At 64.2% G+C, this 26,995-nt stretch carries 22 protein-coding genes; 8 read left to right on the forward strand and 14 right to left on the reverse strand.

Going from position 1 to position 26,995, the window contains the following annotated elements:
* Positions 1-106: 106 nt before the first annotated feature.
* Genes HGQ17_RS12425 through HGQ17_RS12435 form a run of 3 tightly spaced genes read right to left on the reverse strand, consistent with a single transcriptional unit; the run spans position 107 to position 3,542 of the window.
* Positions 107-1,603 (reverse strand): amidohydrolase family protein, encoded by a 1,497-nt coding sequence (locus HGQ17_RS12425; protein WP_168888271.1) that lies wholly within the window; start codon positions 1,601-1,603, stop codon positions 107-109.
* Entirely contained in the window at positions 1,600-2,487 is an 888-nt protein-coding gene (locus HGQ17_RS12430; protein ID WP_168888272.1) for a serine hydrolase, read from the reverse strand. The genes HGQ17_RS12425 and HGQ17_RS12430 overlap by 4 nt, the downstream gene beginning before the upstream one ends.
* An 8-nt stretch (positions 2,488-2,495) precedes the next feature.
* Positions 2,496-3,542 (reverse strand): DmpA family aminopeptidase, encoded by a 1,047-nt coding sequence (locus HGQ17_RS12435; RefSeq protein WP_168888273.1) that lies wholly within the window; start codon positions 3,540-3,542, stop codon positions 2,496-2,498.
* A 198-nt stretch (positions 3,543-3,740) separates the two neighbouring features.
* On the opposite strand from HGQ17_RS12435, the gene HGQ17_RS12440 reads away from it, so the two are divergent.
* Genes HGQ17_RS12440 through HGQ17_RS12470 form a run of 7 tightly spaced genes read left to right on the forward strand, consistent with a single transcriptional unit; the run spans position 3,741 to position 11,129 of the window.
* Entirely contained in the window at positions 3,741-5,588 is a 1,848-nt protein-coding gene (locus tag HGQ17_RS12440) for an ABC transporter substrate-binding protein (RefSeq protein WP_168888274.1), read from the forward strand.
* A gap of 3 nt (positions 5,589-5,591) precedes the next feature.
* Complete coding sequence (locus tag HGQ17_RS12445; protein WP_168888275.1) at positions 5,592-6,620, forward strand: ABC transporter permease; 1,029 nt, start codon at positions 5,592-5,594, stop codon at positions 6,618-6,620.
* Positions 6,617-7,525, forward strand: coding sequence for an ABC transporter permease (locus tag HGQ17_RS12450; protein ID WP_168888276.1), 909 nt, complete (start codon positions 6,617-6,619; stop codon positions 7,523-7,525). The genes HGQ17_RS12445 and HGQ17_RS12450 overlap by 4 nt, the downstream gene beginning before the upstream one ends.
* A 4-nt stretch (positions 7,526-7,529) precedes the next feature.
* Complete coding sequence (locus HGQ17_RS12455; RefSeq protein ID WP_168888277.1) at positions 7,530-8,567, forward strand: ABC transporter ATP-binding protein; 1,038 nt, start codon at positions 7,530-7,532, stop codon at positions 8,565-8,567.
* Positions 8,564-9,595, forward strand: a complete 1,032-nt coding sequence (locus tag HGQ17_RS12460; RefSeq protein ID WP_168888278.1) for an ABC transporter ATP-binding protein — start codon at positions 8,564-8,566, stop codon at positions 9,593-9,595. Before HGQ17_RS12455 ends, HGQ17_RS12460 begins: the two co-directional genes overlap by 4 nt.
* Before the next feature lie 5 nt (positions 9,596-9,600).
* Positions 9,601-10,308, forward strand: coding sequence for a type 1 glutamine amidotransferase (locus HGQ17_RS12465; RefSeq protein WP_168888279.1), 708 nt, complete (start codon positions 9,601-9,603; stop codon positions 10,306-10,308).
* The gene (locus HGQ17_RS12470) at positions 10,308-11,129 is read left to right on the forward strand and encodes a serine hydrolase (protein WP_168888280.1); all 822 of its coding nucleotides are present in this window, start codon (positions 10,308-10,310) and stop codon (positions 11,127-11,129) included. Before HGQ17_RS12465 ends, HGQ17_RS12470 begins: the two co-directional genes overlap by 1 nt.
* 7 nt (positions 11,130-11,136) lie before the next feature.
* Here the strand turns inward: HGQ17_RS12470 and HGQ17_RS12475 are convergent, their stop codons facing one another.
* Genes HGQ17_RS12475 through HGQ17_RS15395 form a run of 3 tightly spaced genes read right to left on the reverse strand, consistent with a single transcriptional unit; the run spans position 11,137 to position 12,836 of the window.
* Positions 11,137-11,769 (reverse strand): anthranilate synthase component II, encoded by a 633-nt coding sequence (locus tag HGQ17_RS12475; protein ID WP_168888281.1) that lies wholly within the window; start codon positions 11,767-11,769, stop codon positions 11,137-11,139.
* Positions 11,770-11,781: 12 nt separating this feature from the next.
* Positions 11,782-11,943, reverse strand: a complete 162-nt coding sequence (locus HGQ17_RS12480; RefSeq protein ID WP_168888282.1) for a hypothetical protein — start codon at positions 11,941-11,943, stop codon at positions 11,782-11,784.
* Entirely contained in the window at positions 11,943-12,836 is an 894-nt protein-coding gene (locus HGQ17_RS15395) for a class E sortase (RefSeq protein WP_168888283.1), read from the reverse strand. Before HGQ17_RS15395 ends, HGQ17_RS12480 begins: the two co-directional genes overlap by 1 nt.
* Positions 12,837-12,918: 82 nt before the next feature.
* Between HGQ17_RS15395 and HGQ17_RS15400 the strand changes: the two genes are divergently transcribed.
* Positions 12,919-13,215 (forward strand): cell division protein CrgA, encoded by a 297-nt coding sequence (locus tag HGQ17_RS15400; protein WP_168888284.1) that lies wholly within the window; start codon positions 12,919-12,921, stop codon positions 13,213-13,215.
* A gap of 22 nt (positions 13,216-13,237) precedes the next feature.
* On the opposite strand, the gene HGQ17_RS12495 is transcribed toward HGQ17_RS15400, so the two are convergent.
* Genes HGQ17_RS12495 through HGQ17_RS12530 form a run of 8 tightly spaced genes read right to left on the reverse strand, consistent with a single transcriptional unit; the run spans position 13,238 to position 26,992 of the window.
* Positions 13,238-16,525: a S41 family peptidase gene (locus HGQ17_RS12495; RefSeq protein ID WP_168888285.1), complete on the reverse strand. Its 3,288-nt coding sequence runs from the start codon at positions 16,523-16,525 to the stop codon at positions 13,238-13,240.
* A gap of 19 nt (positions 16,526-16,544) precedes the next feature.
* Positions 16,545-17,312, reverse strand: a complete 768-nt coding sequence (locus HGQ17_RS12500; protein WP_168888286.1) for a type 1 glutamine amidotransferase — start codon at positions 17,310-17,312, stop codon at positions 16,545-16,547.
* On the reverse strand, positions 17,312-18,640 hold the full coding sequence (locus HGQ17_RS12505) for a MurT ligase domain-containing protein (protein WP_324615283.1): 1,329 nt from the start codon (positions 18,638-18,640) through the stop codon (positions 17,312-17,314). Before HGQ17_RS12505 ends, HGQ17_RS12500 begins: the two co-directional genes overlap by 1 nt.
* The gene (locus tag HGQ17_RS12510; protein WP_168888287.1) at positions 18,637-20,832 is read right to left on the reverse strand and encodes a protein kinase domain-containing protein; all 2,196 of its coding nucleotides are present in this window, start codon (positions 20,830-20,832) and stop codon (positions 18,637-18,639) included. Before HGQ17_RS12510 ends, HGQ17_RS12505 begins: the two co-directional genes overlap by 4 nt.
* Positions 20,825-22,531, reverse strand: a complete 1,707-nt coding sequence (locus HGQ17_RS12515) for a protein kinase domain-containing protein (protein ID WP_168888288.1) — start codon at positions 22,529-22,531, stop codon at positions 20,825-20,827. Before HGQ17_RS12515 ends, HGQ17_RS12510 begins: the two co-directional genes overlap by 8 nt.
* Complete coding sequence (locus HGQ17_RS12520; protein WP_168888289.1) at positions 22,528-23,982, reverse strand: peptidoglycan D,D-transpeptidase FtsI family protein; 1,455 nt, start codon at positions 23,980-23,982, stop codon at positions 22,528-22,530. The genes HGQ17_RS12515 and HGQ17_RS12520 overlap by 4 nt, the downstream gene beginning before the upstream one ends.
* Positions 23,979-25,409, reverse strand: a complete 1,431-nt coding sequence (locus HGQ17_RS12525; protein ID WP_168888290.1) for an FtsW/RodA/SpoVE family cell cycle protein — start codon at positions 25,407-25,409, stop codon at positions 23,979-23,981. Before HGQ17_RS12525 ends, HGQ17_RS12520 begins: the two co-directional genes overlap by 4 nt.
* Positions 25,409-26,992 (reverse strand): PP2C family protein-serine/threonine phosphatase, encoded by a 1,584-nt coding sequence (locus HGQ17_RS12530; protein ID WP_168888291.1) that lies wholly within the window; start codon positions 26,990-26,992, stop codon positions 25,409-25,411. Before HGQ17_RS12530 ends, HGQ17_RS12525 begins: the two co-directional genes overlap by 1 nt.
* Positions 26,993-26,995: the final 3 nt, after the last annotated feature.

Here is a 26,995-nt window from a genome sequence, read left to right on the forward strand (position 1 = left end):
CCCCTACATCGGCGTCAGATCAACGATCCGGGGCCATCCTGTACACACATTTTTGCCTATAACCCTTTTGTGTGTCCAGTGGGAAAACAGAGCGGTGACAGCTGGCTCAGCCCAGCAGTGCCCGGCCCGGTTTAGCCTCAGGCTTGAGCTGACCATCTTCGATCACCTGGACTCCACCGACCCAGAGCTGGTCCACGCCGGTCGTGGGCTCCACCCGGGTGAAATCCTCATTGGGAGTCAGGGATTCCAGATCGAAGACCACGAGATCGGCATCGGAGCCCGGCTGAAGGGTCCCCTTCCGCTTGAACTCGGGGAAGGCCCGGGACATGATCCGAGCCGGTATGGTGCTGGAACGAGCGATCACCTCAGAGAGGCTCAGCGCCTGTGCATCGCGGGCCAGCCAGCTGATCGCCCGGGTGAAACAGCCAGTTGCGCGGGGGTGAACGACAAACCCCTCGGGCAGCGGCCATTCATCGATATCGGTGGGGTTCTCCAATCCGGCCATACAACCACTGGATGCAGGTTTCACCGGCATGGAATCCGAAGCGAAGGCGGCATCCTTCAGGGTCACCGCCTGCTGCAGGGCCGCCCGGTCCTCAGGAATCCGCTCATCATAGGTCCGGCCCAGGATCAGGGTGCCGGGGTCCTCAGCCCTGAGCTCGGCCAGACGTTCATAGCTGGCAATCTCCTCACCGGTCTCCAGGACGATGATCCGGCGGGGATCCCGGCCGGTCTGTTTCATCACCTCCGGATCTAGGAAGGCTGCCCCGATGACCGTGGAGGACATTCCAAAGGGATAGGACTCGGTAGTGAAGGGCAGCCCCTCGGCATAGGCGTCCAAGACCAGCTGAGTGGACTCCGCCAGGCTTCCGGAGTTGGTGGAGCCGAAATGACACAGATGCACCTGCACGCCAGTACTGCGGCTCAGCTCAAGAAGTTCTTCGAGACCCTCGGGTCCGCCGCGGCGGGCATGGACGAACAATGGAACATCCCGCTGCACCGCCAGTTCGGCAATGGCCTGCAGCTCGGCGGCACAAGTGCCGGGTGCATAGCCCAGCAGCATTCCGATCCCCAGACCCCCGGCATCCAGCTGCTTGGCAGTCAGCTCAACGATCCGGCCGATCTGCTCTGGAGTTGCCTCACCGCGCCAGGACTGCAGGTGTTGCAGGGATGCCCAGGAGTCCAGGGGCAGCGGATCCAGGGCATCAGCCTTATCCTCCAGCTCCTCCATCACCAGGATTCGGCTGTGCAGCCAGCCTGCGGAGAATCCATAGTGCAGTGGGCGACCCTGCTCAGCGCTCCAGTTCAGGGCCGAGCGGATCGGCGCTGCCCCGGACTCCAGCTCCAGAGTTGTGGTGACACCATCGAAGGCCTGCAGCCGGTGGCCGGTGAGATTCTGGCCATGGGCATGCAGATCGATGAACCCGGGGGCGAGGATCTTGCCGGTGGCATCCACCACCGTCTCAGCCTCAGGGGTCTCCTTGCCGGGGGCAGCCAGATAGGTGATCTCGCCACCGGTGATGGCCAAATCCGCCACAGCGTCGAATCCAGTGGCGGGATCGATGACTCGCCCACCGGTCAGCAGCACATCATGGGTGCTCATGCTTCACCTCGCAGTTCAGCCACGGCGGCGGCACCGAGAGTGCCGATCGCCTGGTCGGCATGGGGAACCCGGAGATAGGACTCCGGGATACGCAGGAAGACCGAGACTGCATAACGCTGACCATCGGGGTACTCCACGACCCCGACCTCATTGCGCACATGGCGCAGTGTCCCGGTCTTACCGGCAATAGTGATGTCATCACCGGGAAAGCCGGCGCTGAGCCGGTGTCGCCAGACCTGCTCGGCCATCATCTCGCGCATACCCCGGCTGACCTCGGGGTCAACATCCTCGGCCTGCCAGATCCGGCGCAGCAGCTCGGTGCATTCCTCAGCTGTAGTGCGGCTGGCCCGCTTCGGGTCCAGGGCCCGCAGATGCACCGGGGCGCCCAGCTCATCCCGGGATTCGGAGATCCTGCCATCGGCCAGGGCCTGCTCATCCTCATCGATAGTCGCAAACAGATCCCGACAGTCACCCTCCACCACGGTCTTCTCCAGGCCGAGGCTGCGCAGTCGGGCGTTGATCCGATCCCAACCGACCATCTCCATGACCACATCGGTGGCTCGGTTATCGGAGACCTGCATCATCGACAGGCACAGATCCCGGAAGGAGAGCTCCACATCATGGGCGAAACTGGCAATTCCGGTCCCACCCAATACTCGGTAGTCATCGGCCTTGACCAGGACCCGCTGCTCGGCCTCGTTCTCCCCGGCCGCCACCTGACTGAGCGCCTCCAGCAGCACCGGGACTTTGAAGACCGAGGCGGTGACCGCCAAATCGCTCTGCCGGTGCCCCACACGTTCTGAGGAGCTCAGGGACTGCGCACAGACATAGGCGCGCAGGCCGAATTTCGCCTCCAGATCGGCGGCGGTGGACTGCAGGGACATGGAATCTCCTAGATGTTGGGGATACTGGGCCAGAGATCGGCAAGAGAGGGGACGGGCTCCCCATTGCGAGTGGTATCTGCTTTGGCATGCAGCAGGGAAGAGATCACAGCTTCCTCGGTGGCCTCAGCTGCGGCCAGGAAGAAGGGGTCCAACTGTTCATCACCGAGAATCCGCAGCTGTGCCGGTTCCTGCGGTGGGATATGGGCAATGGTCTGCGCGGTGCTGAAGGCCAGGGCGATCTCTCCACTGCCGTGACCCATGAATGAGCCGGTCCGGCCCAGGCCCACAGCAGTGCGCCGGGCCAACCTCCGCAGCTGTCGGTCGCTGACCGGTGCGTCGGTGGCCAGAATAATGATGATCGACCCCTGCTCCGGCTCGGCCACTGCCTCGGATGGGGCGCCCAGCTGCTCGGCCAGACCCGGCCCGATCGGTCGACCGCCGGCTACCAGATCCTCCGGCTGTCCATGATTGGAGAGCACCAGCACCCCGAGCGTGTATTTGGCCACCCTCCGGGAGGCTGAACCGATACCGCCCTTGACCCCGTGGCTGCGCATTCCCCGGCCAGCACCCACGGCTCCTTCGGAGAAGTCTGCATCTGCGGCAGCCAGGGCGGCCTCGGCATGCTCACTGCGCAGGCCCCGGCCCCGAATGTCATTGATCGGCCCGTCATTGCACTCAAAGACCACAGGGTTGACTGTGCCGGTGGTGGTGCCGATCTCCGGATTGGCAGCAAGGGCCTCGGTGATCAGGGCCGCGCTCGCCTCGGGAACGCTGAAAGTATTGGTCAGCAGAATCGGGGTCTCCAGAGTGCCCAGTTCGGTGACCTGCATCAGGCCCACCGATTTGCCGAACCCATTGAAGACTTCGACGGCGGCCGGCACCTTCTGGTGAAAAATATTTCCACTGTGGGGGAGCACTGCCGTGACCCCCGTACGAGCTTCACCCTCATCGAGAGTGCAGTGACCCACCTGGACCCCGGGGACATCGGTGATCAGATTCCTCGGGCCCGGCGCCAGTCGGCCGAACTGAAGTCCCCAGTGGGAATGGACGCCCATCGGCCCTCGCCTTCGTCACAGTCTGTGGCAGTCAATTACTCATCGAATGATCTCCAGCATAAACACAGGTTGAAAGTGTGACGTAGAACACGCGCAAAATATATAATTGCAGGTGGACGCGTTAACAACTTCTTAACATGAGACGTGAGAGTCTGTGACTGCGCCCATATCTGCTCGCACCCAGAGTGAGGAAAACAAATGGCCAACCTGAAGAAGATGCTGGCCGGTGGTTTCACCGGAGCACTGCTGCTGGGAACTGCAGCCGTGCCGGCAGTACACGCTGACGAGGACGCCGAGGACAACGGTGCCGAAGTCGAAGAGGAGGTTGACTCCGCCGAGGAGGTTGACTCCGAGGACCCCGATACCCTGGTGATCGCCACCAATCAGTCGGTGGAGGAGTGGAACCCCTTCAACCAGATCTATGTGATTGAGCATGCCTTCCGACAGCTGGTCTACGAACCGCTGGTGCGAGTCGATGCTGAGGACTACAGCCCCACCGGCGGTCTGGCCGAGGACTGGGATGTCTCCGATGACGGCCTCACCTGGACCTACCACCTGCGCGAGGGTATGACCTGGCATGACGGTGAGCCCATCACGGCAGAGGATGTGGAGTACACCTACCACATCATCTTCAACGACCCGAACCTTGAGGTCCAATATGCTGCGATGATCGATCTCATTGAGGAGATCGAGGTCATTGACGATCTGACCGTCGAATTCACGCTCAATCGTTTCGACTATGGGTTCGAAGTCACCGATGAGGAGATCCTGCCCAAGCACATCTGGGAGGAGCACGAGGGTGAATGGTCCGACTGGGCCAATGATGAGTTCCCCATCATCGGTTCCGGCCCTTATCAGATGGTTGACTTCGAGGTCGACACCTTCATCCGCTATGAGCGTTTCGATGACTACTTCCGGGGACCGGCCGGATTCGACGAGATCGTCTATCAGTACTACACCGAGCCTGACACCTCAGTCGCTGCTCTGGAGTCCGGTGAAGTAGACATTGTCGGCGGACTCAACGAAGCCCAGATCGAACGCCTCGAGGGCATCGATGGTATCGAGACCAATGTTGCACCGGACCGGCGATGGATGGGGCTTTACTTCAATACCGGTTCACAGACTGCTGACGGTGAGGAATTTGGCGATGCCCATGATGCCCTGCAGGATTCGCAGGTGCGCCAGGCGATCCACCATGCCATCGACCGCCAGACCCTGATCGACAACGTCCTGGGTGGACATGCTGACCCAGCTACCAGCATGGTGCCCAACGTTTTCTCCCAGATCTGGTGGGAGCCCAGCGAGGACGAGCGGGTCGACTTTGATCTGGAGGAAGCCAACCGGATCTTAGACGACGCCGGTTACCCCATGGGTGATAACGGCGTGCGTGAGGATCCCGATGGTGAACCCCTGGAATTCGCCATCGCCATCGCCCCTGATGCGACTGAAACCGAGCACGTCACCGAATATCTCGTGGAGTGGCTCGACGAGATTGGCATCGACCTCGAGGTCATCTACTCCGAGGACGCCAGCGCGATCTTTACCGATGGCGACGTAGAAATGTTCATCAGCGGCTGGGGCATGCAGCCCAACCCGATCTACAACTTTCAGCGGAACACCTGCGGAGTCCTGCCGAGCGAACCGGGGGGCACCGGTACCGACGTCTTCTACTGCAACGAGGAGTTCGACGAGGCCGTAGCCGCCACCCAGTCAGAACAGGACGATGACGAACGCCTGGCAGCATTCCACGAAGCTCAGCGAATTCTGTACGACGACGCCCCGTTCGTCTTCCTCTGGTACCCATATGTTCGCGAGGCCTACTCCGACACCAAAATCGACAACATCGTCACCCAGCCCGCCGATGAGGGCGCCATCCTCGGCCAGACCGGCCCCTGGGCTTTCCACGGGGCAGAACCAACCGGTGAAGAGGTCGGCGGGGTGCCCACCGGCGTGCTGTGGGGTGCCGGCGGTGCCGCCGTGCTCGTCGGCGGTCTGCTGGTGTTCTTCCTGATCCGTCGGAAGCAGACAGCTGAGGATCGCGAGTAACTCGTGACAGTCACCCAGGGCGCCGAACAGGCGCAGCAGAAGACCAGGGGAAACCACGCAGGGTTTGTCCGATACCTGATCAACCGGGCATCGGGCACCCTGGTCTCCCTGCTGGCCATCGTGTTCTCGGCCTTCTTCATCTTCCGGGTCCTCCCAGGAGACCCGGTGACCAACCTCATGCAGGAGGTCGAGAACCCCACTCCAGAGCTGGAGGCCCGACTGCGGGCCGAATATGGGCTCGACGAGCCGATGATGATCCAGTTCTGGAACTATCTGACCGACCTCTTCCAAGGCGACCTGGGTACTTCAATCCAATACAACGTCCCGGTGATGGACCTCTTCGTCGACCGGGTCGGCCCCACTGTCCTGCTCGGCGGTGTGGCCATGGTCCTGGCCGTGTTCATCGGCTACGGCCTCGGCGCTGCCTCCGCCTGGCGGCACGGCACCCGCTTCGACCGGGTCAATGTCTACTCCGCCCTGGTGTTCTTCGCCGCGCCCACCTTCCTGATCTCCATGCTGGCGATCATCATCTTTTCCCGGGAGCTTCGCCTGTTCCCCACCGGAAGGATGGGCTCTGCGCAGACCCCGGATGAGTTCTTCCCGCAGCTGCTGGACACCGTCTATCACCTCACGCTGCCCACACTGACGCTGACCCTGATGATGTACTCCGGCTACCTGCTGACCATGCGGGCGGCCATGCTCGACGAGATGGGCAATGACTACCTCACCACCGCCCGGGCCAAGGGCCTGCGGGATGCGGCAGTGCGGCGTAAGCACGCTATGCGCAACGCCCTGCTGCCGACCACCACAGTGGTCTTCATGTCCCTGGGTAACCTCATCAACGGCTCCCTGATCACCGAGATGATCTACTCCTGGCCCGGCCTGGGGTACATGTTCTACCAAGCCATCTCGGTGCCGGACTACCCGGTGCTGCAGGGGCTGTTCATCATCTTCGCCGGATCCACCGTGCTGGCGAACCTCGCCGCGGACATTCTGTACTGGTTCATCGACCCGAGAGCACGCAAAGTATGAGCAGCAGCGCCGAAGTTCAGTACAGCCCCCGGGCCATCCGGCTCGCCCGATGGCGGCGTGCCTCCGGAAAACTCTGGAAGGAGTTCGCCAAGCAGAAGGGCGGCGTCGTCGGCCTCATCGGCCTGGGCATCTTCATCATCCTGGCGATTTTCGGACCCATGCTGGTCTCCGAGAACGCCACCTCAGTTGTCGAGGCTACCGGCGAACGGATGGCCCCACCCGGAGACGGCTATATCTTCGGCACCGACGACCGCGGACGCTCGGTGGCCGAACTGACGATTCTGGGCACCCGGGTGACCCTGATCATCGGAATGGCAGCGGCGTTCCTGGGCATGATCATCGGCACCACCGTCGGCATCATCTCCGGACACTTCGAAGGCAAGATCTCCTGGGTGCTGATGCGCATCGCCGAGTGGTTCATGAACCTGCCGACCCTGGTGCTCGCCGTGGTGCTGGTGGTCATTATGGGCCGCGGCATGCTGGTGATGGTCATCGCCATCGGCGTCACCTCCTGGGCCGGAACCGCCCGTGTGGTCCGCGCCCAGACCCGAGCTGTTGAGGGCCGACCCTATATGGAGCGGGCGAAGGCCCTCGGCGCAGGCCACGGCCACCAGATGGTCCGCCATGTGCTGCCCAATGTGATGCCCCTGGTGCTGGCCTCGACCATTATGGCGGTGGCCGGAGCAATTCTGACCGAGTCCACCCTCGCGTTCTTGGGCCTCTACGATCCGGCCTCAGTTTCCTGGGGCAGGATGCTCAACCAGGCCTGGTCGGCCGGTGCGATGACGGCCCAAGCCTGGTGGTACATCCTGGCACCCGGTCTCATGATCCTGCTGGTGGTGCTCTGCTTCACCCTGGCTGGACGTGCCCTGGAGACCGCACTGAACCCACGACTGCGGAAGTGAGCCCATGACCTCCCTGCTCGATATCCAGGATCTGACCATCACCTACCGCGGGGCACGCGGCCATGTACCCGCCGTCCGAGGGGTCAGCTTCTCCCTGCAGGCCGGGGAGACCATCGGCATTGCCGGTGAATCCGGCTCCGGGAAGTCCACCCTCGGAATGTCCCTGCTGCGGCTGCTGCCCAAGGAGACCAAGGTCGAGGGCGAACTGCTCTTCAACGGCGAGGATATCCTCACGATGAAATTCGGCCGGCTCCGCGCTGTGCGCTGGAGTGGGGCCTCGATGATCTTCCAGGGCGCAATGCACGCGCTGAACCCCGTGCACCGGATCGGCCAACAGATCGCCGAACCCATCGAAGTGCATAACCCCTCCATGGGCGCCAAGGCGGTCAGCAGCCGAGTAACAGAACTGCTCGATCAGGTCGGGCTGCCGGCCTGGCGGGCCGAGAACTACCCGCATGAACTCTCCGGAGGCCAGCGCCAGCGCGTGATGATCGCCATGGCCTTAGCCTGCGACCCCGAGCTGATCATCGCCGATGAGGCCACCACCGCCCTGGATGTCATGGTCCAGGCCCAGGTGCTGCAGCTGCTGCGGGATCTGGTGGCCGAACGCCAGATGGGCCTGATCATGATCAGCCACGATCTCTCGGTGCTGGCTGATATGTGTGACCGGGTGGCGGTGATGTACGCCGGGCAGATCGTCGAAGTCGGCCAGGGCCACGCCATGTTCACCGCACCACGCCACCCCTATGGTGCTGCCCTGGGCTCGGCCTTCCCGGTGATCGGCGACCCCGAGGCCCGCCGCAACCCCCGCGGACTGGCCGGTGACCCCCCGGTACCCACCGATTTGCCCAGCGGCTGTCCCTTCCACCCGCGCTGCCCGGTGGCCCGCGATGACTGCTCCACCACCGTGCCCGAACTGCTGCCGGTGAAAGCACCCGATGAAGATCTGCGCCGCAGCGCCTGCCTTGTGGCCCAGGACGGCCAATCCATCCGACCCAGCAGTCCAGTCCCACCCACCAGCACTCAGGAGCCCGTGACGTGAACGACCAGCTGCTCTCCGCCCGTGACCTCAAGGTCAGCTTTGACCTTCCCGGCGGTCGACAGGCCCAGGCCGTAGCCGGGGTCAACCTGGATATTGCCCCCGGGGAGATCGTGGCCCTGGCCGGAGAATCCGGCTGCGGGAAGTCCACCCTGGCCCGGACCATGCTCGCCCTGGAGGACGCCACCGACGGCAGCATCACCTTCGGCGGGAAATCCCTGCCGAAGTCCACCAAGAAACTGCGGGCCTTCCGCAAACAGGTCCAATTGGTGCTGCAGGATCCCACCGGAGCCCTCAACCCCCGGCATACCGTCTACGACGCCGTGGCCGAGGGGCTGCGCATCCACGGGATCGAAGGCTCCAATGAATACGACCAGGTGATCAGCGCGCTCTCCCAGGCCGGACTGCGGCCACCGGAGCAGTACCTGAACCGCTACCCCTATGAGCTCTCCGGGGGTCAGCGTCAGCGCGTGGTCATCGCCGGTGCCCTGGCCCTGGACCCCCAACTGATCATCGCCGATGAGCCGGTGGCCTCCCTGGACGCCTCCGTCCGCGGCGAGATCCTCGCCCTGTTCCAAAGGCTGCGGGATGACTTCGGCCTTGGGGCCCTGGTGGTCACCCATGACCTCGGCCTGGCCTGGAATATCGCCGACCGGATCGCGGTGATGTACCTCGGCCGGATCGTGGAACAGGGGCCGGTGGAACAGGTGCTGCTGGACCCCCAGCATCCCTATACCCGCGCCCTGGTCTCCGTGCTGCCGGACTCCCCGGTGGGGGACCCCCAGGTACTCACCGGTGAGGCACCTGATGCCTCCCAGATCCCCAGCGGCTGCCGCTTCCACCCGCGCTGCCCCTTGGTGGCCTCCGGCAAGGCCGCCGAGGCCGGGATCGAGGAGAAATGCCGCACCCAGGATCTGGCAGTGCTCGACGCCGACCCCCGCAACTGGCAGTCCGCCTGCCACTACTCCGCCCAGTTCGGCCGTGACGAAGTCCGCGGCACCGCCGAGCCAGTCGCCGATTCACTAGGGTGAACCCCATGCGCATTCTTGTTGTCCAAAACTCTCCAGGCTCCGGCATCGGAAGGCTCTCCAACTGGCTGGCCGAGGACGGCGCCGTCGTCGAACTGGTCTCCGGAGTGAACCTGCCCGATACCCTCCAGGGCTACCACGGAGTGATCCTGCTCGGGGGCGGATTCATGCCCGATAACGATGAACGCGGCCCCTGGCTGCCCAAAGAACGGGAACTGACCCAGCAGGCCCTGGATCAGCGGATCCCACTGCTGGGCATCTGCTTAGGTGAACAGGTGCTGGCCCATGTCGCCGGCGGCGAGGTCACCGAATCCTCCGGGGAGACCGAACGTGGCTCCGTGGGCATCGATCTCCTGCCCGCCGCTGCGGAGGACCCCCTGTTCGCCTCCCTGGCCGGGCAGCAGCTGCGGATGATCCAGAACCATAAGGATTCGGTGACCGCCCTGCCCGATGACGCGGTGCTGCTGGGCACCAATGAGGCCTGTAAGGTCCAGGCCTTTCGGATCGGCGACTGCGCCTGGGGTGTGCAGTTCCACCCCGAGGCCGATGCCTACCGGATCCGGGGCTGGAATGAATCCTCCCTGGCCGAGGACGGTATCGACCGGGCCGCGCTCGCCGAGGCCGCAGAGGCGGAGGCACCCGAGAACGAGCGACAGTCCCGGGAATTGGCCCGCAGCTTTGTGGCTCAGGTCAAAGCTTTCGCTGAGGGGAACTGATGAATCAGCAGGCACCGGATGACGGGACACTGACCGCTGTTGCCGGTAGGACACCGGTGGTGGCCTGGCGGCTGGTCCGCGCTGATGGCACCGTGCTCTCCGAGTACCTGCCCGAGAAGGTTTTCACCCCCGCCAGTACTCTCAAACTGGCTGTATTGGTTGCCGTGGCCAGAGGTGTTCAGGCCGGCCGGTTCAGCCTCGAGGATCAAGTGCTGGCTGCCGATACCTGGCCCAGCGACCACGACGGAACTCCCTTCGGCTTCCACGGGGAGGAGAAGGACCCCGACTGGCCCGCCGGCCAGCAGCTCAGTATCACCGATATCTGCCACCGGATGATCACCGTCTCCTCCAATGAGGCCACTAACGTGCTCATTGATCTCGCCGGCCGGGAGAATATCGCCGCAGTCTTCGACGACGCCGGCTGCACCCACAGCGGACTGCGCCGTCGCTACGGGGATATGCTCGCCTACCGGCACCAGGGGGCGGTCAGCGGCTGTACCGCAGGGGACCTCGCTGAGCTTATGGCCGCACTGATCCGCGGGGATCTGCTGAATGCAGAACTGACCGGCTACTGCTGCGACCTGCTGGCCCAACAGCGCGATGGCGTCATCGGCGGTGTGGTCCCCGAAGTCTTCGGTTCCGATACCCGGTGGGGATCAAAATCCGGCTGGGTGGAGGGTATCCGTCATGATGTGGCGTTCATCGAGGCCCCCGAACCATTGGTGCTGGGGGTCTGCACCCAGGGCTTCACCGACCACCCCGATGCAGTGGCCGCGATCCGTGCCCTGGCCCGGGGCGTTCTGCTGCCCCACGCCGGTTAGTCGCTGGTCAGCGGCGGATGGGGTTGAGCGTGGCGGCCTTCTCTGCCGCGCCCTCATGCCCCAGGGCCTCCAGCCAGTTGCCCAGCATCCGGTAGCCGCCCTCGGTGAGCACGGACTCCGGGTGGTACTGCATGCCCCACAGGGGTGCGGTCTTATGCGCCAGGCCCATAATCACGCCGTCGGCAGTGGTGGCGGTGACCTCCAGAACATCCGGGACCGTCTCCGGCCGCACAGCCAGGGAGTGGTACCGGGTGGCCTCAAAGGTCTCGGGCAGTCCCGCGAAGGAGGTATGACCGGTATGCGAAACTGGTGAGGTCTTACCGTGCATCAGCTGCTCGGCATGGCTGACCGTGGCGCCGAAGGCCTCTCCGAGGCCCTGATGCCCCAGGCAGACCCCAAGCATGGGGGAGCGGGATTCCTCGCACCAGCGGATCAGCTCCACCGACACCCCCGCCTCAGCCGGTGTTCCCGGACCGGGGGAGATCAGCACACCATCGTGTTCGGCGGCCAGAGTCTTAGCCTCCTCGAGGCTGAGATCGTCATTGCGGATCACGGTGGTCTCGGCGCCGAGCTCACGCAGATAGCCGACCAGGGTGTAGACGAAGCTGTCGTAGTTGTCGATGACGAGGATGCGGGTCATAGTCCCACCATCCTATTCCTCCATGGTCACATCACCCAGCGGGCTGTACTCGCTCAGCCAGGGGAAGACGACCTCCATCAGCCCATAGACGATGGCGGCCAGCAGCAGCAGGGTCAGAATGATCCGCAGCCACAGCGGACCCGGCAGCACCTCATTGAAGAACCAGGCGTACATCAGGCCTCACCCCCGGTGTAGAACAGCTGCGAGATATATTCATGATGGGCCAGCTCATCCGGAGCCTGACCACCGATGGGCACGAAGTCCACGATCTCAGCGTGGTGGATCAGCCGCTCCCGGTTGGAGAACATCGGGTGACAGGTGGTGAAGGTCAGCACCCCGGTCTCGGCCTCCGCCCCGGGCTCACCGGGCAGAGAGGCCAGCACCTCAGTGGACTGGGGGGTCACCACATGGCGTTCGGCGACCTCATAGACATAGATCCCGTCATAGGAGACCACATAGATGGCATCCCCGGTCTGCAGATCGTCCTGATTGCCCAGCATGGAAGCGTTGGTATTGCGGTGACCGGCCAGGGCGAAGTTTCCGGGCTCATCGGGGAACTCGGTGTGCACATAGTGGCCCACACCGCCGCGGTCGATCTGATTGGTGGTGGTGCCGTGGCGGATCGGGGCGGCCCAGGTATCACCCAGCCGCGGGGCGTAGACAGTGCCCATGATCTGCTCGGGACCTGTCTGGGAGCGCATATGCGGGGCGCAGCCGATCTCAGTTCCGTCATCGAGGGTGTAACAGACCTCGAAATCCGCGGGGGTCGGCCCTGAGTCAGTGCCCTCCTCCTCGTCATCCTCCCCGCCGGGGCTGATCTCCGGGAAACCCTCGGGAGCATTGGCATAGAACTCATTGAGCGAATCCTGGCGGTCGGATTCTGCCTCAATACCGGTCCACCACAGTTCCCAGACCACAAAAAGCAGACCCAGGACCCCGAGGGTAATCAGGATTTCGCCGAAACCGCCCAGAACTTTCGAGCCCACAGAGCGGCGTGGTTTCTTCTTCCCCGCAGGCGGCGAGGGCGGCACCGGGGAGGCTGCGTGGCGCGGAGGTGAGAGCGTCATCGTGGTCAGCGGCTCGCTTTGCGTAGAATGGCGAGGAAAGACATTTGACGTCCACAGGATACCCAAAACTCAGGAGTTCTACGTGCCAGAGTCCAAGCGCAGGAAGAACCGCGGCAGCAAGGCCCAGGCCGACCAGTCCGCCTCCCCGCTCAGCGATGCCGAAACCTTCGGGTTCGAGGACCTCGACACCGATGAGGACTCCCTGCCCACCTGGTACAAGGTGACCATGTTCGGGCTGATGATCATTGGTCTGCTCTGGGTGATCACCTACTACATCACCTCAGGTCAGCTCCCGCTGTCCATGGCCGGTGGCTGGAACATCATCATCGGTTTCGGTGTGGCCATGGTCGGGTTCTTCATGACCATGAAATGGCGCTAGCGCCCCAGAAACTCTGCAGGGCCTAGCGCATCTTCGGCTCGGGCAGCTGCGGCGGGGTCGCCGCAGGTGTCTCAGCAAGATGGGAGAAGGCCTCCTCGATCGCCCGGTCCAGCTGGGGATCATCGGCGGCGAAAAGCTGCCCGGGATCATGGATGACCTCAATATCGGGGTCGATGCCGTGGTTCTCCACGCCCCAGCCTTTGCCCTCCATCCAATAGGAGTACTTCGGCTGGGTGACCACGGTGCCGTCGACCAGGTCAAAACGACCATCGATGCCGACCACACCGCCCCAGGTCCGCACGCCCACCACGGGCCCAATCTCCAGGGCCTGGGCGATCCCGTTGACGATATCCCCATCCGAGCCTGAGTGCTCATTGGCCACCAGCACCACCGGCCCGCGGGAGGCCTGGCTGGGATAGCTGTCATAGGTCTCCTCATGCCGGGCCCGGGCCCAGGCCACCACCCGCTGAGCCAGCCGGGAGATCACCAGCTGGGAGGTGTGGCCACCGGAGTTGAACCGCACATCGGCGATGATCCCCTCGGCACGGCTGGCCAGCCGCAGGTCACGGTGCAGCTGCGCCCAACCGGTGGAGACCATATCCGGCACATGCAGATAACCCAGCCGGCCCCCGGACTTCTCGGCCACATACTCCCGGCGGGAGCGCACCCAGTCCTGATAGCGCAGCTCAGCTTCAGAGCTCAGAGGTACGACGACGACGCGGCGGCTGCTCTGCTCCTTACCCTCACCGCGCAGCAGGGTCAGCTCCACTGGCTTCTCGGCGGCACCCACCAGCTGGGCGCCGGGACCGGTTTTGGGATCCGCCGGGATGCCGTCGACGGCAGTGATGACATCACCGGCTGCGGCATTGACCCCGGGGGCATGCAGCGGGGAACGGGCCTGGGGCTCAGTGGACTCCCCGGGGAGGATGCGCTCAATTCGTACACCCTGCTCATCCGGGGTGAACTCGGCACCCAGGAAGCCCAGCCGGCGCCTAGCACCGGGGGCCTTCTTATCATCGGGGATCACATAGGCATGTGAGGTGTTGAGCTCACCGACGGTTTCCCAGAGCAGATCCACGAGATCATCCTGAGTGCGGGTCTTCTCCACCACTGGGCGCCACCGCTCGATGACCCCGGCCCAGTCCACACCGTCCATATCCTCGCGCCAGAACTGCTGGGTCATCAGCCGGCAGGTCTCATCGAACATCTGCAGGGCCTCAGCCTGCCAGTCCAGGGACCGGCGCAGCCGGGAGAGATCCACAGTGATCCGGGCGTCGTCGTCGTTTTCCACCTTGCGGTCAGCGGGGACGACAGTGACATTCTCCCCTTCCAGGATCACCAGGCGCTGGCCATCCCCGGAGACGGCATAGCTGTTGAGTTTCTCCACAATGGGTTCGGCCTTGCGGGTGGTGAAATCCCAGCGGATGAGCTGATCGGGGCTCTGCTCTCCGGGTACACCGGCCCGGCGCGTGCCCAGCTCACCGGTCTCGGTGCTCTTGGCGATCCACAGCACCCCATTGGCGGCAGTGCGCAGTTCGGCGTATTCAGCCGAGGGCACCGGGAAGGGCACTAGGCGCTGTTCGGCATCGGCATCGAGATCCGGGCTGGCCGGTGGGGTCTGATCAGTGTCCTTGGCATCGGTCTTGGAGCCGGGCCCAGCAGGGGGTGAGCTGATCTGCCAGCCCTGGGGGCTGGGTCCGAAGGGGGCGGGATCAGCCGCGGAGATCGGCAGCAGCCAGGGCCGGGTGGCCCCGGCGAAGGAGAGCGCGAACTCATGGGCGTCGTACTGCGGATCGAAGGTGCGGTCGGAGAGGAAGACTACGTATTTGCCGTCGAAGGTGAAGGCGGGGCTGCGGTCATTGAACTGACCACTGGTCACCGGCACGGCCGTGGGCTGTTTGGCCCGGGTGTCGATCAGCACCAGCTGATGCAGCTGGGACTCCCCACTGGTGGGCCGGGAGAACAGCAGATACCGGCCATCGGGGGAGAAGGAGGGGTGGGCGGATTCCCCGTGGCTGGACCGGGAAACCTCGGTGACCTCTGGCTGCAGCCCGGTTTTCTTCTCATTGAGGCTGATCAGCAGGATCCGGCCCTCATGGGTGATCGCGGCCAGGCGTTCGCCCACGGGGTCCGCGGCGAGGCTGAGCACCCGACCTAGCTCACCGGTGAGAATCCGCTGTGGATCCGCTGAGCCGTCCAGAGTGTGGATCTCGAGGCTGTCCTCACCGGCGGCATCGGTGACCAGTACAGCCTTACCGGTTTTGCCCAGGGGGAGCGGATCGCGGGTGCGGACCCCGGAGCGGGCCTCCAGGGCCCGGGCCGGTCCCTCCCGGTGGGCCAGCCAATAGGTGGCTCCGCGCCAGGAGACCAGACTGGCATCGGCCCCATGATCGGGCACCAGGGCCCGCAGTGCATCTGTGGGGGAGGGGTGCTGTTCGGCGGCCGCGGAGCCGGGCAGGGTCAGCTCCAGGCGCCGGGGGCTGGCCTTCAGGGAGTCCAAGAGGTAGAGCTCTCCGCGGGAGTGCCATATGATGCGCTCGCCGTCGCTGGTGGCATCGCGGACATAGCCGGTCTGCTCATCCTGGAAGGTCAGCTGGGTGGGGGTGAGGTTCTTCTTCTTTCCCTTAGTGGCGTTCTCCAGAACCCAGAGATTGGCCTGTTCGGTGGTATTCTTCGGGAAGGTTGCGGCCCGGTCAGAGGTGAAGACCAGGGAGTCACCGATCCACAGCGGATCAACCATCCCCGCGGTCTCCTCGGCAAGCGGCTGGCTCCACTGGCTCTTACCGCTGCGCTTACCCCCGGGATGCAGCCAGAGTTTAGGGGCAGTGCCGCCCCGATACCGCTTCCAATGCGCCGGCGGGCGCGAATAGGGGGTGGTCAGGGCGACTGTTCCGCGCTCACTGATGGCCAGCCCGGAGGCCGAACCGTAGTCCAGGCGCTCCCACTGACCATCCAGGGCCAGCGCACGGACCACATGATTGCGCCGGGTGAACTCCCCGGCATTGGTGGCCGCCAGCAGCCGGCCATCCGGTGCCCAGCCCAGCAGGGCGGTGTACTGCCCGCCCCAGTAGGTCAGCCGAGTGATGGCCCCGGTGCCGATCGTGGCCGCATAGACCTCCGGATGCCCGTCCCGGGTGGAGATGAAGGCTACTGTCTGCTGATCCGGGGAGATCCGCGGGTGCTTCACAGGCGCCCGGTCGGAGGTCAGCCGCCAGGCCCGTCCTCCCTCGGCGGGGGCCAGCCAGACATCGTCTGCGGCGGTGAAGGCAATGGTCTGTCCCTGGATATGCGGATAGCGCAGATAAGCCATTGCGCCAGCCTACAGTCATCTACCTCGGGCGTGTGGCAGCAGTCACTCTTGCCTGGTCAGTGAGGTTTTTCAGGGTCATACCGGCTGTTTCGGGAGCCTGCAGGGCGGTGATGCGCTCACCGAATTTCTGGTGCACCGCAGTGTCGATGAGGAAATCGGCGATGGCGGGGTTCTTCGGCAGCAGCGAACCATGCAGATAGGAGCCCAGGACGTTCTTATACCGGGCGCCCTCGCCATCGTCGTTCTGGTTATTGCCCTCACCGGTGGTGACCCTGGCGGCCAGAGGCTCCACCCCAGAGCCGAGGTAGGTCTGACCGGAGTGGTTCTCATAGCCGATGATCTGGCCGAACTGCTCAGATTCGGAGACCACATTGCCGATCAGGCGGTTATCGGTGCCATAGGTCTCCACATCCAGAACTCCGATGCCCTGGATCCGGAAACCCTCCCGGGTCTCGAAGAAATGCCCGAAGAGCTGGTAGAGCCCGCAGATCATCAACATCGGCACCTCCTGCTCAGCGAGACCGCGCAGCTTCTCAGCGATGCCCAGCAGATCGGCCTGGATCTTGTCCTGACCGGAGTCCTGGCCACCGCCGCCGATGAGGATATCGGGATCGGTGGGGAACTCATCACCGGGATCATAAGTCAGCATCACCGGGTGGTAGCCGTACCATTCCAGGCGGCGTTTGAGCACCAGGGCGTTGCCGTAGTCCCCGTAGATATTCATATCCCGGGGGTAGAGCTGAAGGACCCGGATCTCTTTGCGGTCTGCGGTGCCTTGGACTGTCATCAGTTGAAGGCCTCCACTTCGGTGTAGCTGCCCAGGTGTTTGCGCAGAGCGAGCATGGCCGTATAGGTGCAGAAGATCCGGCGTGGGGTATCGGGGTTCTCGCGCAGGAAGGTATCCAGCGCCTGGGCCAGATCCGGTTCCACCGCTGCGATCTCCACTCCGTCATAGGTCAGACGCAGGGCCATGTCATAGGCACGGACCCCGGAGACCAGGGCCACGCCCTGTTCGGCCAGGGACTCAAAGCTGACATCCCAGAGCCAGCTCATATCCCGGCCATCGGCGTAGTTGTCGTTGATGGCGATCATGGTCGCAACCCCATCGGCGGAGAAGCTGGAGAGCCCCAGCCGGAAACCGGCGGGGTTCTTCACCAGGACCAGATCCACCGGGGCGCCGCCGACAGTCAGCGACTCCCCACGGCCGAAGGCAGGGGCCACCGTGCGCAGGGACTCCAGCAGGGCCGTGCGGTTGGTCTCAGCGCCTAGGATCAGGCGCACCAGAGCCAGTGCGGCGGCCGCGTTATAGGTGTTGTAGGCGCCGTTGACGGTCAATTCGCTGGTCACCCGCTCAGTGCCCAGCTGGAAGGTCCCCTCCTGGGTGCCCAGTCCCGTCAGCAGCACATCAGCGGTCAGGGAATCAGCGCTAGTCCCGGCGGCGGGCTCCGCCTGCGGCTCATGATCCTCAACGGCGGCAGTTGTCGCATGGAGGTCGTCGTCGCTGGGGAAATGTTTGCGCAGGCTCGGATCCAACCCGAAGTAACGGACCTCCTGGGACCTCAGAGAATCGGCGATGGCGGCAACCCGGGCGTCCTCCCGGTTGAGCACCACGCCCTCGGTGGTGTGCTCAGCGATAGTGCGCAGCATCCCGGCGGTGGTGTCGATCTCCCCGAAACGGTCCAGCTGATCCCGCATCACATTCAGCAGCAGCGAGTACCGCGGATTGACCGCTTTGACGAAGTGCACCGCATGGGCCTCATCGAGCTCCAGTACGGCGATATCGGCATCGAGTTTCCCCGAGATGCCCACCTCACCGAGGATCGAGGCCACCACACCGCGGGTGAAATTCGACCCCGAACGGTTGGTGAAGACCTTCAGCCCCTGGCCGCGCAGCAGCTCCACGACCATCTTGGTGGTGGTCGTCTTCCCATTGGTCCCGGAGACCACGACGACGCCGCGGGGCAGCTGGGCGAGGGTGCGGGCCAGAAACTGGGGGTCCAGTCGTTCTACGACCAGACCGGGAAAGGCCGAACCGGAGCCGCCTCTGAGCTTGGTGACCAGCCGGGCGGTCTTGCCCACGGCAACTGAGGCCGGGCGGGGGAGTCTAATGCTCACTCCTCATCCTCCGCGTCGTCGTTATTGCCGTTGCCGTTTCCGTTGTTACCGTTCCCGTTTCCATTCCCATTGCCGTTGTTACCGTTCCCGTTTCCATTCCCATTGCCGTTGTTGCCGTTACCGGAGTCCTCGTCCTCTTCGTCCTCCTCCTCATCGGAGTCGCCGTTGTCCTCGTCCTCCTCATCGGAGTCCTCGTAGTCTTCGTCTTCCTCCTCTTCCTCAGGGAGGTAGCCGGCGACGATCTGGATCACGGCATCATTGGGGATCCGGTCCCCACCGGAGACGGATTCACCATTGACCTCGTAGCCGATGAGCTCACCGCTGCTTTCGATGTTCTCGGTCTCGACCCAAAGCGGCTCAGGTGCCAGCTCGAAGCCCTCGGAGACGAGGTACTCCTCGCCCATATTCCGCCACTGGCCCACATAGTTGTCTATGGCCCCGGGCAGTTCCACCTCACCGGTGGAGACGGTGAGGCTGACCTCATCGCCGGGTTGCAGCTCCGCGCCCGGTTCCGGGCTGGAGGCGGTGACCTCATCGGCGGGTGCGGATTCGTGGTCCTCCTCGGAGACAGTTCCCACGCTGAGGCCGGCATCCTCGATGGCGGCGGTGGCCTCATCCAGGGACATGCCCACCAGGTTCTCCGGGACCAGGGTCTCATCGGGGCCCTCGGAGATGAACAGGGTCACCTCGGAGCCGGACTCGATCTCCTCGCCGGCGGCCGGATCGGTGCCGATGGCGTGGCCGGGTTCGACCTCGTCATCCTCCTGAGCCTCAACATTGGGCTCCAATCCGACTTCGCGCAGGGCAGCCTCAGCCTCGGCCTGCGGCATCCCGGAGACATCGGAGATGGTGACCATCTCCTCGGCTTCGACAGCGGTGTCATCGCCGTCGTCGCCGTCGTCGCCGCCGAAGATCTGGCTGAAGAGGAAGATCAGCAGACCCACCAGGACCAGGGCCAGAATCACCACCAGCACATAGAGGCCGGTGCGGTTGCGTCGGGCCGGACGCTCCTCGCGGTACTCCTCGTACTCGGCGTCCTCGGGGGTCCGGGCCGAGAGCTGGCCGGGTGCGGCCCCGTGGACCAGATCGTCGAAACCAGCACCGCCGCCGCCGACGGCTGCCATAGCAGCAGTGGCCGCGGCATCCTCGACCGGGATGCCCTGCAGCGCGTGGTACAGGGCAGTGTCGAACTCCTCTGCGGTCTGGAAACGCAGGGCGGGGTCCTTGGTCAGCGCCTTGGCCACCACGGACTCCATGGCAGGGGAGACCTCGCGGTTGAAGTCCGAGACCCGGGGTGGTTCCTCCCGGACATGCTGGTAGGCCACCGAGACCGGGGAATCACCGGTGAAGGGCGGCCGGTTGGTCAGCAGCTCGAAGAGCACACAGCCGGCGGAGTAGAGGTCACTGCGGTGATCGACCAGTTCTCCGCGGGCCTGCTCCGGGGAGAGGTACTGGGCGGTGCCCACCACAGCGGAGGTCTGGGTCATCGTCTGGGCGGAATCGGCCAGAGCACGGGCGATGCCAAAGTCCATGACTTTGACATCCCCAGCATTGGAGATCATCACATTCGAGGGCTTGATGTCCCGGTGGACGATCCCCCGGTCATGGGAATAGCTCAGCGCAGCCAGGACGCCCGACATATAGCCGGCGGCATCCTGTTCGGTCAGGGGCCGGCCCAGGGCAGTATCGATCTTCTCCTGCAGCGGTTCGTTGACATGTGGAACAGCCTGGGTTGCGTCCTCATCGGCGACCCCGAGGATATCGGAGTCCATGGGCCGGGTGTGCTCACCGGAGACCGGATCGGCCTGGGCAGTGGCATCCTCACCGGGCTCCGGCGGGGCCGACTCCTGGCTGGGTGTGCCGTGCAGAATATGCCGCAGGGTCACCCCGTCCACATACTCCATGACGATGAACGGAGTCTTCACCTGAGTCTGGCCGTTCTCATCCACCTCGGCCGAACCGGTGTCGTAGACCCCGACGATATTGGGGTGGTTCAGAGACGCCGAAGACTGGGCCTCCCGCTTGAACCGAGTCTGGAACATCGGATCACGGGCGAGGTCCGGACGCAGCATCTTCACCGCCACAGTGCGCTGCAGGGACAGGTCCTGGGCGCGGTACACATCAGCCATGCCACCGCGCCCGATCAGCGCTTCGATGCGGTAGCGGCCGTTGAGTACACGGTCCTCAGTCATTCTGATCATCGTCTCCGTTGTCTGAGGGCGCGGTGGTTTCAGTCTCGGTGGGCGTCGGCGGGGTGTTGGAGTCGTCTCCGTCGGTGTCTCCGTCGGTGTTTCCGTGGGCGTCGGCGTCGTCTCCGTCGGTGTCTCCGTCGGCGTTTCCGTGGGCGTCGGCGTCGTCTCCGTCGGTGTCTCCGTCGGTGTTTCCGTGGGCGTCGGCGTCGTCGGTTGGAGTCGGGGTCGGCTCCTCCGTGGTCGGCTGCGGGGCTGGTGCCTCGGTGGTGGCCGGCGGCGGTGGCGGACCCGCGGAGAAGAACAGGATCACTGTCGCTCCCGGGGGGAATTCCCCGGCCGGGGTGACACCGGTGACGATGCCTTCGGGTTCATTGCTGGGCACCTGCTCGGTCTGCACCTGCAGGCCCTCATCCTCGAGGAGTTCCCGGGCCTCGTCAACTGGCATGCCCACCAGTTCCTCCTCGTCGACCGTGATCAGTTCCGGTTCGGCGGTCTCAGTGGCGTATTCGGTCACATACTGAGTGGGGGCGGCACTGGCCACACCCTCATCCTCAGGCTCCTCATCATCGGCGGCCAGCATGGGCAGCACCCAGGCTCCGAAGAGCGCCAGCAGCACCAGGATGATCAGGGTGATCGCCGGCCAGCGCCAGCGGGACCCCACGGTGGACTCCGGTTTGGGATCAGTCTTCGGGGTCACCGCAGTCTGCTCGGTCTCCACCGGGGCGTCCTCAGGCTGCTCCGGTGTGGTGGCAGAGGGCGCTTTGGTGCCGACTGCCGTGGAACCGGCGGCCGGCAGGATCGCGGTGGAGACATCGTCCTCATCGGCCTCCAGCCCCAGATGCTGACGCATGGGCGGAACCGCAGCCAGGGCCGCCTCAGTGTCTCCGCGCAGCAGGGCCTCTGCGGCATCGGCGAGTTTGGTGGCATTGGCCGGCCGGTTCTCGGTGTCCTTGGCCAGCATGGTCATAATCAGTGCGCGCACCGGATCCGGGATGGAGTCCGGCAGCGGCGGTGGGGGCTCATTGACCTGTTTGAGCGCAATCGCGATCTGCGATTCCCCGGTGAAGGGCCGGTGCCCCACCAGGCACTCATAGCCGATTACACCCAGGGCGTAGATATCGGAGGAGCCGGTGGCATGCTGACCGGTGGCCTGCTCGGGGGAGAGGTACTGGACGGTGCCCATGACCTGACCGGTTGCCGTCAGCGGAACCTGATCAGCCAGCCGGGCGATGCCGAAGTCGGTGATCTTCACCCGCCGGGTGGGGGTGATCAACAGGTTGCCGGGCTTCACATCCCGGTGCACCAGGCCCTGATCATGGGCGACCTGCAGGGCGCGGCCGGTCTGGGCGAGGATGGAGAGCGTCTTCTCCCAGGGCAGGGTCTTGTCCTTCTCCAGCAGCACGCTGAGCGGACGCCCGGGCACCAACTCCATGACCAGATATCCGGATCCAGCCTGTTCCCCGTAGTCGTAGATATCGGCAATACCGGGGTGGTTCAGCAGGGCGGTATGGCGGGCCTCGGCGCGGAAACGCCGCAGGAAGGCCTCATCGCCGGTGTACTCCTCTTTGAGGATTTTGATCGCGACCGTGCGGCCGAGGACTTCGTCATCGGCCTTCCACACCTCGCCCATACCGCCGATGGCGATACGCTCGGTGAGCTTATAGCGGTCACCCATGGTGATCCCGACTGCGGGTCTCATTCCTCCATCACCGCTTCCAGCATAGTGAGCATCTGGGACCCGGTGAGTTCATTGCCAGTGCTCATGTCGATGCCTTCGTACACCACGGTGACCGCATACTGGGGGTCATCGGCGGGGGCGAAGCCAGTGATCCAGGAGTTCACAGTCCCGTCTCCGGTGCCGCGTTCAGCAGTACCGGTCTTGGCTGCGACCTGGAAGTTCTCGGAGTCTGCGCGGTGCCCGGTGCCCTCCTCGACAGTGTTGACCATGAGTTCGGTCAGTGTCTCTGCGGTGGAGGAGTCCATCACATCGTGGAGGACCTCCGGATCGGGGCTGTCGAGAATCTGCAGGTCCGAACCGCGTACGGAGTCCACCAGCTGCGGCTGCATCATCTGGCCACCATTGGCGATGGCGGCGGCGACCATATTCATCTGCATCGGGGTGGCGGTGACATCTTCCTGACCGATCGCAGAGTAGGTGAGGCTCGGCAGTGAGATCTCTTCATCGGGGAAGTGGGAGGGATTGACGTAGAGCGGGATCCGCAGACCCTCGTTCCAGCCGAATCGCTCAGCGGCATCCACCAGGGGGTCCTGGCCCAGCTCCAGGGCAGCCTCACCGAAGGGGGTGTTGCAGGACTGGGCGAAGATCCAGGAGAACTCAGCCTCAGAGCGCTGAGAGCAGCCGCCGTCGAAGAAGTTCGGCAGGGTCCTATCGGTCTGCGGCAGTTCGAGCTCCTGGGGGTTCTCCAGTTCGGTATCGGGATCGTAGTCGCCGGATTCCAGCATTGCCAGGGTGGTGATGAGCTTGAAGGTCGAGCCCGGGAAGATCGGCCGGTTCAAAGCGGGGATGTAGTAGGGGCTGACCCCGCGCTCCTCGGTGAGCTCGCTGAGATTCGCCTCGAACTGCTCACCGGAGTGCACGGCCAGATCATTGGCGTCGAAGGTCGGCTTGGAGACCATCGCCTTGACCTCACCGGTGTTCACATCCTGGACCACAATGGTACCGCGCTGATCATCGGGGATGAGGTCATGGGCCAGTTGCTGGAGTTCGCCGTCGATAGTCAGTTCCACCTGGGCGCCCATCAGGGTCTCACCGGTGAACAGTGCCGAGATCCGGTCGAAGAACTGCGAATCGGACTGACCGGTGAGGTAGTCGTTCATCGCAGATTCCATTCCGGTGGGCTCCTGGACCACGGAGAAGAAACCGGTGATGCCGCTGTAGAGATGCGGATCGTGGTAGACCCGCTGGTAGTCGTACTGACTGTTCTCGGCGGGCACGGATTCGGCGATCGCATTGCCGTCCACAGTGATCGGCCCGCGTGGTGCACCGAGATCAGCGATCAGCTGCCGGGAGTTGCGGTGGTCATCACCGAGCTGGTCGGTCAGTGCGACCTGGATGATGCTCAGGGCGGCGAAAAGCGACAGGAACAGTCCCACGGAGACGACCCAGGTGTGCCGGATGGCGCTATTCACTTGGCGCCACCGCCTTCCTTGATCCGCAGGGGGTCCTCGGTGCCGCTGGCACCCTCACCGGTGGTGTTGAGCATGGGTCCGACGACGATCGGGCGCCTTGCGGCATGGCTGATCAGCAGTACCAGAGCAACAATGAGCCAGTTGGCCAGCAGGGCGGAACCACCGGCGGCCAGGAAGGGACTGACCAGTCCGGACATCGGGATGACCCGGGTGATACCGCCGACGACGACGAAGACCTGCAGCACCAGGACCACCGCGAAGGCCACTGCCAGCAGTTTGCCGAAGTGGTCGCGGGTGCCCAGGCCTGCGCGCATATACCGGGAGAACAGAATGAGATAGAGCACCAGCATTGCGGCCAGGCCGATGAAGCCCAGCTCCTCGCCGAAGGCGACGATGATCATATCTGAGTTGGCCAGGGCCACAATATCCGGGGAGCCGGAGCCCAGACCGGTTCCGGTCAGCCCACCGTGGGCGAGGCCGAACAGGCCCTGGACCAGCTGGTGGGAGCCGAATGCCTGCTCGTAGATCTCGTCGTCGAAGGCGTTGAGCCAGATATCGAACCGGTTCCGGGCGTGCCAGACGAACTGGTAGGCCAGCAGGGCTCCGGCGGCCACGAAGAGGAAACCGATGACCACCCAGGAGATCCGGGAGGTGGCCACGTAGATCACCGCGACGAAGAGCCCGAAGAACATCAGGGCGTTACCGAGATCGTTCTGCACGATCAGCACGCCCAGGGCCAGCAGCCAGGCGAAGAACAGCGGGGCCAGATCCTGGATCCGCGGGAAGGTCATCCGGCCGATCTTCTTCCCGGCGAGCAGGATGAGGTCCCGGTTATTGGCCAGGAACCCGGCGAAGAAGATGGCCAGGGTGATCTTGGCCAGCTCACCGGGCTGGAAGCTCATTCCGCCGATATTGATCCAGACCTGGGCGCCCTGGATGTCCTGGCCGAGTCCGGGCACAATCGGCAGGAAGAGCAGGATCACACTGAGCACCAGGGAGATATAGGTCAGCTGACGCAGTTTCCGGTGATCCTTCAGCAGGGTCAGCAGCAGGATGGCCGCACCCATGGAGATCGCTGTCCACAGCAGCTGCCGGTCGGCGACCTCGGCGCCTGCATAGCGGTCGGTGAAGTCCAGCCGGTGGATCATCGCAATGCCCAGACCGTTGAGGGTCACCACAATGGGCAGGATGAAGGGATCGGCGTATTTGGCCCGAACCCGCAGGGCGATATGGAAGGCCAGGGCGAGGCCGGCCTGGATGGCGCCTTCGATCCAGTACTGCTGATCGATGGTGTCTTCCAGGGTGATTCCCACCAGCACCTGGGCACCGATACCGATGGTCAGGGCGATCAGCAGCAGGATCAGTTCCACATTCCTGCGCGGTTTGGGGTGTTCAGTCTTCTGCTGGGCTGGAGAGGCTGCTGCCATCAGTTCTCACCCCCGGCGATCCGCTCGAGGTTCTCCACGATCTGCTCGGCATGGGCCCGATCCTCGGCGTAGATCCCGGATTCCACCCGGTCGCGCTCAAGGCTGGGGAGGTCACTGAGCTCGAGGCCAGTATGTTCAGCCACCTCGGAGAGGGTGATGGGTCCCAGGGACTGGGAGACACCGGAGTAGATGGCAACTTCGCCGTCGTCGGCCCCTACGTAGTACTGGGTCTGGGTCCAGATATAGCCCAGGAAGGTCACCACGGCGATCAGCACCACCAGGAGGGCAACAAAGGTGGGCAGGAACCATCCTCGACGACGCCGCTTGGGGGCCTCCTCCTCGGAGGCCAGTTCAGCCTCCTCCTCGAGTTCATCCAAATCGTCGAGCTCGCCGAGGTCTTGTTCCAGTTCAGCGGATTCCTCAGGGATATCCGGGGTTTCCCCGGAGGCGGCCTCCTGCTGGGCACGTTCGGCTTCAGCCCGGGGCTCACCGAGCATCTCGGAGTAGGTGTGCCGCACCGGTTTCAGCGGCTGACCGGTCAGCAGGGCAGCCATGGGGTGTTCATCCACATTGCGCGGAACCACCGGAATGGTGCCGGTTTCGGCAGCGGCCACGGCGGCACCGACCAAGGTATGCGGGCGGACGCCGAGTTTGCGCTCGACCATGGCGGCAGACAGCGGGGAGAGTTCGGACTCCTCCCGGGACTGCCCCTCCAGGGCAGCCCGGTTGACCACCGGGACAACCTCCAGCTCCATGGTCTGGTGGTTGCCGTCGTCATCAGTGCCGAAGGTGGCGTTACTGGCTGCGGCCACCGCCTCTTCACTCAGCGGCACCTCATCGGAGCCCTCGAGATGGGACTCCTCGGCCTTGACCACATCCATGGCGACCACGGTCACGTTATCGGGTGCCCCGCCCTCCAGGGTGAGGTCGACCAGCTCGTCCACTACGGTCTGCAGATCCTTGGTGCTGCGCAGCTTCTGTTCGATCAGCCGGTCGGAGACCACGGCGTTGAGCCCATCGGAGCACAGCAGCCAGCGTTCTCCGGCCTCCAGGGGGAAGGAGGTGATATCGAGTTCGGGGGAGGCGTCGACATCGCCGAGTACGCGCATCAGCACGTTCTTATGAGGGTGGTATTCGGCTGCCTCGGGGTCCAGGCGGCCCTCGTCGACCAGACGCTGGACGAAGGTGTGGTCATGGCTGACCTGGCGGAACCGACCCTTCTTCAGCCGGTAGGCCCGGGAGTCGCCGATATGAGCGAACTGCAGCTTCTCCCCGGTGATCAGGCAGGCGGTGATCGTGGTGCCCATCCCAGCCAGTTTGGGGTTGGTCTTGACCAGTTTATTCAGGAAGGCGTTGGCAGTCTGGATCTCATCGGGCAGCACAGTATCCGGTTCGGCGAAGCCGCGGGTGTCCAGATGCGCCAGATCCAGGACTGTGGATGCGGAGGCCACATCTCCACCGGCGTGGCCGCCCATCCCGTCGGCGACCACAGCGAAGTATCGGCCAGCGTAACCAGAGTCGTCGTTCTTGGAGCGGACGACTCCGGCATCTGACCGAGCGGCGAAGCGGAAGACCAGACTCATAGG

This window comes from Nesterenkonia sedimenti, assembly GCF_012641515.1.
GTDB lineage: Bacteria > Actinomycetota > Actinomycetes > Actinomycetales > Micrococcaceae > Nesterenkonia > Nesterenkonia sedimenti.